The organism is Bacteroides sp. M10 (assembly GCF_014334015.1).
GTDB classification, from domain to species: Bacteria; Bacteroidota; Bacteroidia; order Bacteroidales; family Bacteroidaceae; genus Bacteroides; species Bacteroides intestinigallinarum.
Genome location: NZ_CP060488.1, coordinates 1,398,184 through 1,412,639, shown reverse-complemented (window position 1 = coordinate 1,412,639; position 14,456 = coordinate 1,398,184). Strand labels below are relative to the sequence as shown.

At 44.8% G+C, this 14,456-nt stretch carries 6 protein-coding genes; 5 read left to right on the top strand and 1 reads right to left on the bottom strand.

Features of this window, described 5'->3' with window-relative positions; all coding sequences use genetic code 11:
- The first annotated feature begins 7 nt into the window (after positions 1–7).
- The 4 genes from H8796_RS05210 to H8796_RS05195 are packed head-to-tail and all read left to right on the top strand — an operon-like array spanning position 8 to position 7,757.
- Complete coding sequence (locus H8796_RS05210) at positions 8–1,894, top strand: RagB/SusD family nutrient uptake outer membrane protein (RefSeq protein ID WP_117933540.1); 1,887 nt, start codon at positions 8–10, stop codon at positions 1,892–1,894.
- Between the two features lie 22 nt (positions 1,895–1,916).
- On the top strand, positions 1,917–5,003 hold the full coding sequence (locus H8796_RS05205; RefSeq protein ID WP_117933258.1) for a SusC/RagA family TonB-linked outer membrane protein: 3,087 nt from the start codon (positions 1,917–1,919) through the stop codon (positions 5,001–5,003).
- Positions 5,004–5,028: 25 nt separating this feature from the next.
- Entirely contained in the window at positions 5,029–6,825 is a 1,797-nt protein-coding gene (locus H8796_RS05200) for a RagB/SusD family nutrient uptake outer membrane protein (protein ID WP_117933256.1), read from the top strand.
- 29 nt (positions 6,826–6,854) lie between these two features.
- Positions 6,855–7,757, top strand: a complete 903-nt coding sequence (locus H8796_RS05195) for a BT_3987 domain-containing protein (RefSeq protein ID WP_117933254.1) — start codon at positions 6,855–6,857, stop codon at positions 7,755–7,757.
- A 409-nt stretch (positions 7,758–8,166) separates the two neighbouring features.
- Here H8796_RS05195 and H8796_RS05190 read toward each other — a convergent pair whose 3' ends face one another.
- The gene (locus H8796_RS05190) at positions 8,167–12,177 is read right to left on the bottom strand and encodes a two-component regulator propeller domain-containing protein (protein ID WP_117933251.1); all 4,011 of its coding nucleotides are present in this window, start codon (positions 12,175–12,177) and stop codon (positions 8,167–8,169) included.
- Between the two features lie 208 nt (positions 12,178–12,385).
- Between H8796_RS05190 and H8796_RS05185 the strand changes: the two genes are divergently transcribed.
- The gene (locus tag H8796_RS05185) at positions 12,386–14,443 is read left to right on the top strand and encodes an alpha-L-arabinofuranosidase C-terminal domain-containing protein (RefSeq protein WP_117933249.1); all 2,058 of its coding nucleotides are present in this window, start codon (positions 12,386–12,388) and stop codon (positions 14,441–14,443) included.
- Positions 14,444–14,456: the final 13 nt, after the last annotated feature.

The window sequence follows — 14,456 nt, the reverse complement described above, 5'->3', positions numbered from 1 at the left end:
TACTGATATGAGAAGACATAAGTTGAATTGGATATGGATCATTCTGTTGGGGCTGTTTGTAGGAAGCTGTGAGGACTATCTGGACCGCTCTCCTGATGACGGACTTTCCGAAGATGATGTTTATAAAGATTATAGCAGTTTGTTAGGGTTCATGGACCGCATCTTTCAAAATGGTGATATATTAATCTTTACACATGGTATCAACTCTTATTCGAATACATATGTAACGGTAGGTAATTTATCAGATGAATATGCATCCGTCCGCGATAATGATCCGTCGAAGTTTGTCAATGCAGGTAACTGGCTGGAGAATGCCAGTACACGTTTCGAAATAGGAAGTAAAAGTGATGGAGCGAATTTTAAAAGTGCTATTTCTCGTGCCTATACCGGGCTTCGCATCGTGAACCGTGTAATTAGCGGAGTAGATCAGGTGAAATCCATCACAGACGACCAAAGGAGAAAACTGTTGGGGCAGGCTCATTTCCTGCGTGCCTACTTCTATTTTGAGATTATCAAGCGATATGGTGGGATGCCTATCTTTGATCAGCTATGGGGAGCATCGGACGACTTTGACTTTCCCCGTAAAACTTATCAGGAATCCAATGCTTGGATGCAGACTGACTTGGATAAGGCTATTGAATATTTGCCTATAAGCTGGCCTGATGAAGAACATGGACGGCCTGACCGGGTGAGTGCTATGGCATTAAAAGCGATGACACAGCTTTATGCTGCCAGCCCTTTGATGCAGAATGACCTGAATTCTATTGAAAACAAAGGATATGGAAAAGAAATGGCTGCCGAAGCTGCCCGTAGTGCGCAGAAGGCTATCAATGCTATCGAAAGTCACGAATATTATCGTCTGATGAATCATGACGAATATCGTAGCATTCAGTTAATGCCTAATTCCAATCAGTACGCACAGCCGGAATATTTGTGGTTCTTGCGTTGGCACCATGGTAACTGGTCTGCTTTCGTCAGAGCGCAATGGCTGACACAACCATACGATAATAAAACCGGTGCCGAAGGTACTCCTTATAATGCTCCGACACAAAATGCGGTAGATATGTACGAACGCAAGGGAACCGATGGTAAATACTATCCGATCACTGATCCTCGTTCTGGTTATGATGCGGTAAAGACTACCAATCCTTATTCGGACAGAGACCCTCGCTTCACTAATAATATCCTTGTGCCTGGTGAGCAATGGGGAAAGAATTTACAGGGTGTTCCCTATTATCTGACCACTTATTCGGGTGGTTACTCCGAGAATTTTATTTCTACCAATCAGTTTACGAGAGGTTCCCAACAGACCGGATATATGTGTAAGAAGTTCATTTGGCCGGAAGCAAGTGTGCCTTTGTTTGGCGAGGCAGGTTTCCAATTATATCGTCTGGTGGCTGTGTACATTCGCGTTTCACAAGTTTACCTGGATATGGCAGAGGCTTCTTTTGAAGCGACAGGTGATCCGGATGCAGTCGTAACAGGTTGTACGATGTCGGCTCGTCAGGCTTTGAATAAAATTCGTGTAAGAGCCGGAATCGGTGAACTGCCGGATGGAGTTGACTTTAGAGAAGCTTATCGCCGGGAACGTAGTGTGGAATTGATGTTCGAAGGACATCGCTGGTATGATATCCGCCGTTGGATGATTGCTGAAGACCTGTTTAAAGGTGAATATCCGATTATGGGTGTCAAAGCAACCCCGATCAACCATTCTTATACAGCCGACCAGTTGAAAGTGGAAAAAGCCTGCACTTATAAGCTGACCGACTTTACTTACGAGTATGTTCCGGTGAGGACAGCCGTGCGGACGTTTAACAAGCGTAATTATTGGTATCCGCTACCGATGGATGAAGTGGCGGCTTTGGATAATCTTCAACAGAACCCCGGATGGTGATACCTAAAATAAAGAAAAGTATATGAGAAACAAGATTAGATATATAAGACTGATAGGGCTCATATTTGTCCTTATCGTTGGCTCTAGCCTGACTTTCGCACAAAATAAATCAAAGAGAAAGTCGGTGAAGAAGCCTCTGGTGGAAATAGTTTCTATTGTTACCGACGAGAAAGGTAGCCCGTTGAAGAATGTTTCTATCATTTGTGGAGAAGGTGCAGTCGTTCTATATACAGATGCAAAGGGACGTTTTCAGACGAAGGTCGAGAATGACGCAACCGTCATGGTGGAGGCTTTGGGATATGAAGATAAAGTGTATAAGCTGACAGGCAGCAATATCGTTCCTGAAAAGATTGTCCTGAAGAAAGAGCCCCTGTTCCTGACCGAAGAATCGCTGGTGAACAGAGCCGATGGTGGCAAGACGTATAAAGGGAATGAAGTAGGCGCAACGAGCGTACTGGAGAACGGACAGTTCGGAACCTTCCCTGATTTGACGCTGACGAATATGCTGCAAGGTAAAATGCTAGGTCTGCAAGTTCGTTCCACAGTCAGCGGATTGGGAAATAATACGCCTGATTTATTTATCCGTGGCCAGCATGGTATGTCGGAGAATACGGCTATCGTTATTATCGACGGTGTGGAGCGTCCGGCAGCGGATTTGATTCCTGAAGAAATCGAACGTATCGAGTTGCTGAAAGATGCCACTGCCAAGATTCTCTACGGAGCACGTGCGGCGAATGGTGTGCTGTGGGTGACTACCCGCAGAGGAAAGGCCAACCGCCGTATTTATAATGCCACTGCCGAAGTAGGTGTGGTACAGATGACACGTACACCGGATTTCTTGAATTCCTATCAGTATGCTAATCTGTATAATGAAGCGCGTGCAAACGATGGACTGACTCCTTACTATAACCAGAAACAACTGGAAGGATATAAAAACTCCAAAGGAGCCAATGATCTGCTGTATCCGAACGTTGATCTGTACGATCAGTTGTTGAACAAAAATGCCAATTATCGGAAAGTATCGTTCGATATGACGGGAGGTACCGACAGAGTGCGTTATGCTTTGATTGCCGGATATGTAGGAGGTAGCGGATTTGAAGACGTCACCTATACTCCGCAATTGCACCGCCTGACTCTTCGCGGAAACCTGGATTTTAATGTAACGGATTTCCTGACTATATCTGCAGACGTTGCCGGACGTATGGAAATGCGTAAATGGGGGCAACTGGACTGCGGGCAGGTATTTACGGCTTTGTCTACTCATCGTCCGAATGAATACCCGCTGACAATGTCACCGGAAGAAACCGGACTGGCAGGCGGTTCGGACGGGATTCCTTTATTCGGTGCAAGTCTCCGGCAGCCGATGAATGCTTATGCGGAAACCATGTACGGAGGATATACAGACGAACGCTATACACGCAGTCAGACCAATATCGGTTTGAAATTTGATCTTGATATGCTGACAAAAGGATTGAAAGCCGGTGCTTTCCTTTCTTTCGACAACTATGATTACTTACAACTCTCTTTGAGCAAAGTCTATCCGACGTATGCCATCAAGACATACCGTGACTTTGCCGGTGAGGAACAAATCATGTATACCCAGATGAAGAAAACAGATGTAGCCACTTCACAAAGCCGGAAGTCGACTACCTTGCAACAGACATTGGGATGGAATGCTTTTGCCGGTTATGAGAATACATTCAATCAAAAACACGATGTATCGGCACGCCTGACTTATATGTACTCAAAAACAACCAATCAGGGAGTGACCCAGGACATCATCAATGCCAACTACGCATTGCGCCTGAATTATATGTACGACCACCGTTATGCTGTGGAAGCCGATATGGCATTGATGGGAAGCAACCGTTTCAAACCGGGAAACAAATATTTCTTCTCTGCTGCGGGTGGTCTTGCCTGGATTCTAAGCAATGAAGATTTCCTGAAAGACAATGAATACGTGAACTTCCTGAAACTGAAAACGAGTGCCGGTATTCTGGGATATGACAGAAGCACGGAACATTTATTGTATGAACGTGCCTGGGCACAGGACGGCAGTTTCCGGTTCGGAACAACGAACAACGGTGCTACGGCTTACTATTCTACTTTCGTTCGTGCAGGCAATCCGAATCTGAAATGGGAAAAGGCGGCAGAATGGAATATTGGTGTGGAAGGTCTGTTCCTGAACAACCGCTTATATACCGAAATAAACTATTTCCGTGAAAAACATACAGACATCATTGGTTCTGTCGATGCATCTTACGGGGATTATACAGGCAACTTTACTTACCAGGATAACATGGGTTCTGTCCTGAATCACGGTATAGAAGGAATGTTCACCTGGAGCGACCGCGTCAACGACTGGTCTTACTCGGTAGGAGCTAATTTCGTATGGTCAAAGAACAAAGTATTGAAATGGAATCAGGTGAAACATGGTGAAGAATACCGCTACACCGTAGGACGCTCTACCGATGCTATGATGGGATTGGTTGCCGAAGGATTATTTGGTAAAGACGTAGCTATCAACGGACATGCAACCCAGACATTTGCCGATTATCAGGAGGGTGACATCGCCTACCGGGATCTGAATGGTGATAAGGTTATCGATGGTCGTGATGTGAAAGAACTTGGAAACTCATTCCCGCGCACTACACTGGGTATCGACTTCAGTGTAAGCTACAAAGGTTGGGGCTTGTATCTTCAGGGATACTCCGAACTGGGTGTTCACACCTGGGCAACGAATGCCTATTATTGGAACAACGGAGAAAGTAAATACTCCAAACTGGCATTAGACCGTTACCATCCGGTAAACAACCCGACCGGAAGCTATCCTCGTCTGACGACGACTGCCGGTGAGAACAACTTCCGTAATTCTTCCTTCTGGCTGGAGAATACAAGTTTCTTCCGTATGAAGAATGTCGAGTTGAGCTATACGTTCAATCAGTTCTCTCCGAGTTCGGTAGTGAAGAAGATCAAGGTTTTTGCCCGTGGTGCCAACTTGTTCGTGCTTTCTTCCGTGAAGGATCTGGATCCTGAACTGCTGAATGCCGGTGTGACCAACTACCCGGTGACACGTAGCTTTACAGGTGGAGTCTCTTTTGTATTTTAATTTTGAACAATTAATAGATGGCAATATGAAACATATATTAGGAAGTTGCGTTTTAGCAGGTCTGTTTCTCTTTTGTGCTTGTGACGACACATTGGATACCAAGGTGACGTGGCAGATCGGAGACTCCGATACATGGAGAGTCCCGGAGCTTGCTCAAGGCGTACTATATAAGGCTTATAATGGCATAGCCAACCGTCCGGATTGCTTCGAAGATAACTTTTTGGATTGTGCTACTGATAATGCAATGACCAATTTGCATAGCTCTTCTGTCTATAAATTAAGCATGGGCGGTATGACGGCGTTTAACAATCCGATTGGAAACTGGAGCAATGCATACAACATGCTGAATTATGTAAATTCTTTCCTCGAAAACGGCTTGACCGACCAGGTGCAGTACAACCGTACCGATCCGGAAGTAGACAAGCAAATCAAGTTACGTCTGAAAGGTGAATCGTATTTCCTGCGTGCATGGTGGCATTTCGAACTATTGAAGATGTACGGTGGAAAGGGGAAGAATGGAAAAGCATTGGGTATTCCGTTGGCAGATCATTTTATTTCGCAGGAAGAAGCTGCGCAGAATGGTGAATTCCTCCGTCCTACATATCAGGCAACAGTCAATTTTATTGTAAACGATTTGAATAATGCCATCGAACTGTTGCCGAACGCTTATCAGGGAGATGACCTGGAGTTTGGTAATACACAAATTGGGCGTGCCACGAAAGCTGCTGCGGCTGTTCTGAAAAGCCGTGCGCTTTTATATAGTGCCAGCCCAGCCATGCAGGACGATGACGTGACGAAGATTACCGGTATGGGACAATTCGAAATACTGAACCCTACAGTTTACCAGGCAAAATGGGAAGCGGTAGCTAAAGAGATTAATAAGATTCTGGGTATGGAAGGTTTCGGTACTTTTGTTCCTGTCACGGCTTCTTCCATAGCCGATGTCCAGACGGAAAGTTCCGATTATGCTTTCCGCAGGTATTTTAATAACAATCTGCTGGAGGGTTTTCATTTCCCGCCATTTTATTATGGAAGTGCCCGTGCCACTCCTTCCCATAATCTGGTAAAGGCTTTTTATGCGAAGAACGGTTATCCGGCAACCGACGTCCGCTCCGGCATTGACTTGTCTGATCCAGACTTTGATATGATGCAGCTTTATGCCGTACTGGATAATCGTTTTGCATTGAATGTTTATTATCACAGTGCTACATTTGGCGATTCCGGTCAGTCGCTGGATATGTCCGAGGGTGGAAAAGATTCTCCGTCGTTTAGCGAGAATGCTACACGTTCCGGTTATTATCTGGCTAAATTCGTATCCAAGAAATCGGCTATGCTGAATCCGATCCAGACGTTAAATTCGGTTCATTACAATCCTTTATTACGGAAATCGGAAGTTCTTCTTAACTTTGCCGAAGCTGCCAATGAGGCATGGGGCAACCCGACGGTGAAAGGGGAGAGATGTCTGTATTCTGCTTATGAAATAATGAAAACGATCCGTTTGCAGGCAGGAGGCATTAATTTTGATCTTTATCTGGATGAAGTAGCCCAAAGTAAGGACTCGTTCAGAAAGCTGATTCAGAATGAACGCCGCTTGGAGTTTGCTTTTGAGAATCATCGCTATTTTGATATGCGGCGCTGGGTATTGCCGTTGAACGAAGAGGTGGAAGGAGTTGGCGTCACCCGCAATGAAGACGGTACATTCAGCTTCAAAGTGCAGAAGGTGGAGCAACGGAAATATGAAGTGAAAAACTATTTCGCTCCGCTACCATATTCAGAGTTGGAAAAGAATAAGAATCTAATTAATAATCAGGGTTGGGAATAACGTGTGGTTGATATAAATACTTATTTACAATGAAGAAACTAAATATATTATGGATAGGGCTGATAAGCGTTCTGATGACTGCTTGTTATGACGATTATGAAAAGGACTACGATAAGAGTGCGGTGTACTTTGCTTCGCAGAAACCTTTGCGGACACTGGTAGCCGACACCGATATGTCGATAAAGGTAGGAGTGGCCATTGGCGGCAAAAGAGAAGTGCATACCGATGATTGGGCTACATTCGAGATCGATCCGTCTTTATTGGATGGTACGGGCTTGACACTAATGCCGGAAAACTATTATCAGTTGGCTAATCCGAACAAGATGACGATCAGCAACCCGAACCTGGCAATCGCAGATGTGAAAGTGACTTTCTCCGATGCTTTTTATAATGACGATGCCGCTTTGGATAAGCATTATGCCATCCCTTTCCGGTTGGTCGATCACAATCAGGATGAAGTAAGTACCGACGTGAATGGCAATTTGAAGGATTACAGTATTGTAGTTGTCAAGTTTGTCAGCCAGTATCACGGCACCTACTTTGTGAAAGGGAAAGTAACCAACTTATCCACCCAGCAGGTGACTGAATACAATAACAAGGATTTGAGTCAGAATATGACCCGCGACTTTGTTTCATTAGGCAGAAACAAGGTACGCAGACCGGGCTTCGGACAAACGTTGGAAAACAATGAATCGGTGAATCTGACAGTCAATTCAGATGGAAGTGTTACTATCGAGGCCGGGGGAAGTGTCGCTATCGCAGATGCATCCGCCACATTAGATCCTGCAGCCGAATCACTGGAATTTGTAGGGAAACAGCCTAAGTTTACGCTTTCTTATAAATATACGAAAGGCGGCGTTACTTATCAGGTCAATGAAGAACTGATTCGTCGTCAGAATCCGGAAGCCGATTTACGTTTCCAGGAATGGTAGCAAAAGATTTGTGAAAAAGGTATTAGTTAATTATAGATATCTGCAGTTGCAATTTTGGATGCAAAACATAAACTCGTGAGCACTGCAACAAGTTTTTTACAGGATGTTTTTTGGGGCACGGATTACACGGATTTCACGGTTTTAAGAAATCAACTAATTAAAAACCGTGTTAATCTGTGTAATCCGTGCCTAAAACATATTCCTTTCTTACATAGCCAAACAGACGAGTTTGCCAAAGATTTGGTGGATATTGGCAAATCTTAATAAAACATTTGGTAGATAACGGCATTGATTATATCCCCGTCTACATGACAATGTTTTTGTAGTGGGTAAAAATGAAGATTGAAATAGAGCAAAGATGATAACCGGCACCTCATCTAAGGCTAGGTTCAATTTATCAAATAGCTTTCTATTTCAATTGCTTGAGAAACTCTGTCGGAGTGATATTAAATTCCTTTTTGAAACATTTTGTAAAGTAATTCGGGTCTGATATACCGACAGCGAATGAAGCTTCAGAAACATTCATACCGTTCAGTAAATGGGTTTTAGCCTCTTTCATCTTGATGGTACGTATAAACTGTGTGATGGAGCATCCCGTGAGTGATTTCAGTTTCATGTGCAGCAGACTACGGCTGATGCGGAGATGGGCTGTGATTTCAGTTACTCCAAAATCTTCCTTGGTGAGGTTCGCCATAATCAGTTCTACCAGTTCTTTCATAAACACCTCATCCCGTGGATTGTTGGTGATTTGCTTGATGTTCAGTTCCTCCGCCTGTTTGAAGTGCTCGATATTTTGTTTCCGGTTTTTTTGGATATTCTGTACCAGCAACTCCAGGTTCTTGGCGTTGAAAGGTTTGGTGATATAGGCGTCCGCTCCCCGCAGATAGCCTTCTGTATGGTCGTTTTCATCCGTCTTGGCAGTCAGCAGGATGACGGGGATATGACTGGTCGTTACATCTTGCTTGACGCGTTCCGTGAATTCCAATCCGTCCATCACCGGCATCATTAAGTCCGATATAATCAGATTCGGCAGTTGTCTGGCTATCTTCTTGCAGGCTTCCGCTCCGTTGTAGGCACGTATGATGTCATATTTCTCACCGAATATACTGGCGAGGTAATCATTCATCTCTTTATTATCCTCCACAATCATGATAGATTCTCTGCCGGAGTCTTTCTCTTTGTTGGTCAGCTTTTCGGGGATGAGTTCGATTGTCTCCTTGATTCGCTGGTTGTATTTTTGTATTTCTTCTGTCGTGATGTTTTCGGAAGAGCGTTCGTCGGGTGCGTAGGCATCCTCCGATACGTTCAGGGTGACGATAAAGTCCGAACCTTTGTTGACCTCGCTCTCTACCCGTATTTCTCCTTTATGCATGTGGATGAGCGAACGGGTGAGCGACAATCCCAAACCGAATCCCTCGCGGTGGTCGCGTTTTTCGACCTGGTAGTAGCTTTCGAATATTTGTTCCTGAACGTCTTTGGGAATTCCTCTGCCGCTGTCCTTGACGGAGATTTGAACCATGGTTTCTTTCTCCTCTTTAATCAGTTTGGCGCTTAATCTGACGTATCCGCCGGGTTGTGTGTATTTAAATGCGTTCGAGAGCAAATTATAAAGAATCCGTTCCAGTTTGGAAGGCGAGAACCAAACTTCTTCTTTGGTATCTTCCAGACTGACGATAAAGTCGATTTCCCGTTCTCCGGCTACGATGTCGAAGATATGGGAGAGTTCCTCCAGAAAGTGCATGACATCTCCTTTACGGACGCTGATATGCATCTGTTTCATTTCGATTTTACTGAATGTCAATAGTTCGTTAATCAGATAATTCATCCGGTTGGCGTTACGGTAGATAACTTCCAGTTTCTCCTTGTCGTTGTTACTAATCTGCGGCTGCTGGATCAATCGTTGTAGAGGTGATAAAATCAGGGTTAATGGTGTTTTCAGATCATGGGAGATGTATGTGAAGAAATTTATTTTCTGTTGATTCATGTTCTCCATGTTGACACGCTGTTCATGTTCCGTTTTCAGTCGCATGAGCAGGATGATACGCGTTTTGGTATATCGGTAGGCGACGTAGATGATTAGTAAGAAGAGCAATGCATATACAAAATACGCTCCCGGTGATAGCCACCAGGGGGGGAGGATTCTGATGACAAGGTCCTTTTGTCCTGTTTCGTCCCAGTGAATACCGTCTTTGCTGGCTTTGATCTTTAAGATATACCTTCCTGAAGGCAGGTTTGAAAAGCGTACCTGATGCTGGTTGCCCACAAACTGCCAGTCCTTGTCGATGCCTTCCATTTTCATGGCATATTGAGTGTTGTAGGTATATTGATAATTCAGTCCGGAATATTCGAGACGCAGGGATTGGGCCTGGTCATGTGTCAGGGTAATCTCTGTCAGTTCGGAGATGGAGGACGGAATGGACGCTTTCTCGTTGTTGGGCGACATATATTCGCTGTTGCTCCATATAGCAGTCAGGGCAATGTTGAAATGAGGATTGACGGAGCGTACCTGTTCCGGATAAAAAGAAATCATACCGTTGATGGTTCCGAAATACAGCTCTCCGTCGGGCTTCTTGCAGGCGGAGGAGTAGTTGAACTGGTTAATCGGCAGTCCGTCGGCTGTGGTATAGCGGTCGATATTTTCCGTCTGTGGATTGATGCAGCAGAGCCCGCTTCCGGTTCCTACCCAGATGTTGTTCATTTCATCTTCTATGATGCCTTTAATGGCATTGGAGCCCAGCTGCTCTTTGCTGTAAGAAGCGATGATGCTTCCGTTGCGGTCTGATACATAAAGCCCGTTGTTGTCTGTCCCTATCCATATCCGTTGGTGTGAATCGGGGTAGATATAGGTTACATAGAGATCGGTGTGCGGCAAGATAGGGAGTGAGGTAACTTTCAGCGTACGGGTATTTATTTGGAACATACTGCCTTTTCGGGTTCCTGCCCAAAGTATGCTGTCATTGAATTGTACCAGATTGAACACCCGGAGCGGTGAAATCTTTTCCGGCCGGGCATTGGCTTTTTTCTTGTCGATCAGGAATAAGCCTGAAGGCCCCCCGTACCAAACGTGGTCGTTCTTGTCTTCGATGATGCAGAAGCCGGACGAAACCTCTTCCGACAATAGATTATAGTCCACCGTACGGTTCAGATGCGGTATATAGTGAAGAGCTCCTTTCAGGAACAGTCCGAGCCATAGGCTGTTATCTTTGTCGAGCCATAGAGAGTGTATGTTCTTGGCGTAGATTTGCATCTGTTTGTGAAGCCGTTCGGCGCGGGTAATCTCTTTTTTACTGTTCAGGTAATTCAATCCGCCATCCTCCGTGGCGATGTACAATCCGTTGTCCGGCGCATTGATAATCTGGCGGACTGCTTTTCCACTCAAATGATTGAAACTGCCTCCGTATGGATATATCTGGAACTGGTCGGAGCCGAATATATAATAGTTGACTCCTCCGAAATAGGTTCCCACCCACATATTATGAGCCTTGTCCTGATAAAGACTGTAAATGGGCGAATCGTTCAGGGCACTTAAATCCCGTTCGGATTGTTCGTAGTGTGCAATCAGTTGGTAAAGTTTGTTGAACACGAAGATGCCATACTCCGTTCCTACCCATATATTCCCGGTATGGTCGGTTGACGCACACCGGAAATCTTTTACTTCCAGGTCTTTGGAGAGATTGCACAGGGTGTTGCTTTGTATGTGATAAACGAAGAAGTCATTATTGGTATTGAATAAAAGTTGGTTGGACGAGATCAACACGGCATTGTTACATTGATGTGCAAAAGGCTGGATCAGGGTAGGGAGCGAAACGAACTGTTTCTTTTCCAGACTGTATCGCATCAGTCCTTTGTTGGTGTCTATCCACAGGGTTTTATCTCCGTCTTCTGCAAAATACCTCACATGAGGTTTCTCTTCATTAAGCAGAAAAGGGACGAACAGGCTGTCTTGTTCATTGTAACGGTAGAGTCCGTTGCTACAGGCCGCCAGGAGCATCCCGTCACTGGTGTTCAGGAAACAAACATCATCTTTGGTATTTCCTTTAATCCGATAACGGGTAAAATCTTCCGTCCGGTAGTCGTAGCTGCAAATACCCTGGTCGGTGGAGATCCATAGAACATTGCGCAGCGAGTCGTTATACAGACGGGTGATAAAGTCGTGGCAGAGCGAGGTACTGTCGGCCTCATTGTGTGCAAACAGGTTAATATTATAACCGTCGAAGCGGCATAAGCCGTTGCGTGTGCCGAACCAGATGAATCCGTGATTGTCCTGGGTAATCGCATTGATCGTATTATGCGGGAGTCCTTCGGCTATGCTTAGCTGTTTGAAGCGTATATTATTATATTGTATCTGTCCCGTCGACAGGCTGGCGTTTAAGAGCGCGAGACTAAAAGAGAGGACGATTTTAAGGGCGGTGGTTCTCATGGCTTTACGGATTTAATTTCATGACCAAAGATACGTCTTTTTTTGTTTGGAACAGTCGTAGGATTGTTCAAACGGACAGCACTCATGTTCAGATTGTTGTCCGGCAGCTGATTTTTATACATGATTGCAGGTATTAAGCATTATTTTTCTGTTTTTCTTGGATAGAAAAGACCACATTTGCAATGTGAAACTCTAAAAACACAATGCTATGAATCATCCGACATTAAAATCCCTTACGTTGGGTATCGGTCTGTTCTTCACATTACCTCTGGTATATGCGAATAGTTCTTTTCCGTCTTCATCCGATGGAACATTGTACATCAATAAATCGAAAACCCGCAAAGTGGCTCCCGTAAAGTACGGTTTCCATTATGAGGAAATAGGAATGATGGGTGAGGGCGCCCTGCACGCCGAACTGATACGTAACCGTTCGTTTGAAGAAGCAACACCGCCTGCCGGGTTATCAGTAAAGAACGGGTTGTATGAAAATGTTCCGGCTCCCCGTGTTAAAGAGAAGAAAGTGTTTCAGGCCGATCCGTTGATTGGATGGACGACTTATCCGTTATCTTATGCACCTGTGTTTGTCAGTCGCACGGAGGAAGATCCGATGAGTGAGGAAAACAAGTATTCAATGCTGGTGAATGTTACGGAGGATATTGCCAATCATCCGGATGCTATGATTCTCAACCGGGGATATTATGGAATGAATTTGAACACAGATACGTCCTATCGGCTTTCCCTGTTCCTGAAAAACAGAAATTATTCCGCTCCATTACGGGTCTTTCTGGTCGATGAACTGGGTTGTAAAGTGAGCAACGTTGTTGAAGTGAACGTCGGAAACCGGAACTGGACAAAATATACGGGCGAACTGAAACCGGAAAAGAATGTCCGGCGCGGAATGCTTGCTATTCAGCCTATGTCGAAAGGACAATTTCAGATAGATGTTGTTTCCCTGTTCCCGTCCGATACCTGGAACGAGGGGAAATCCGTATTTCGTAAAGACATTGTTCAAAATCTGAAAGAGTTTGCTCCCAGTTTTATCCGTTTTCCGGGTGGATGCATTGTACATGGAGTCAATGAAGAAACAATGTATCACTGGAAGAAAACACTCGGGCCGATTGAAAACCGTCCGGGCCAGTGGAGTAAATGGGCGCCTTATTACCGTACCGACGGAATCGGTTATCATGAGTTTTATGAATTATGCGAATATGTAGGAGCCGATGCCATGTATGTTATGCCTACCGGTATGATTTGCAGTGGTTGGGTAAAGCAAAGTCCGCAATGGAATTTCAGGCATATTGACGTCGATTTGGATGCGTATATTCAAGATGCTTTGGATGCCATTGAGTATGCCATCGGCGATACGACTACGAAGTGGGGAGCCGAACGTGCGAAGAACGGCCATCCGGCCCCTTTCCCATTAAAATATGTCGAGATCGGTAATGAAGATTTCGGACCTGTGTATTGGGAACGTTATGAAAAGATCTATCAGGCATTGTCTGCTAAATATCCCGATTTGATTTATATCGCTAATAGCGTTATCCGGGTAGTGGGGAGGGAGAATGACGACAAACGGAAAGATATTGCCAATTTTATCAACCCGAAAAATGTAAAGGTGTTCGATGAACATTACTATAATTCGATTGAATGGGCCTGTCAACAGCATTATCGTTTTGACAACTATAAACGAGGCGTCGCTGATTTATTTATCGGTGAATTGGGAATCAGTGGAAAATACCCTTATAATCTGTTGGCTACCGGGGCAATCCGTATGTCAATAGAGCGTAACGGCGATTTGAATCCTCTGTTTGCCGAACGTCCGGTGATGAGGCATTGGGATTTCCTGGAACACCGTATTTTCCTGCCGATGTTGATTAACGGAGTGGACAGTAGCGTAAAGACTTCTTTCTTCTATCTGGCAAAGATGTTCAGGGATCACACGTTTGATGTGTGCTTGGATGCAGCGATTAAAGATATGGAAGGTATGCAGAATATCTTTGTAACAATGGGATATGATACGGTCAGCAAGCAATATATCCTGAAACTGATAAACCTGCAGGATAAGAAAGTCACTTTGCAGCCGGAAGTTTCCGGTTTCAAACGTCCGGTCAAGGCTCATAAGACAAGCCTAGTACTGGTTCCGGGAAAAGAAAACACACCGGCTACTCCGAATGAAGTCAAACCGGTGGAAACTGAAGTCGGACTGGACCTGAACAAACCGCTCGAACTGGAAGCCGCTTCCATGGTTGTATATCGCTTTAAATAAGGGAATAATAAGA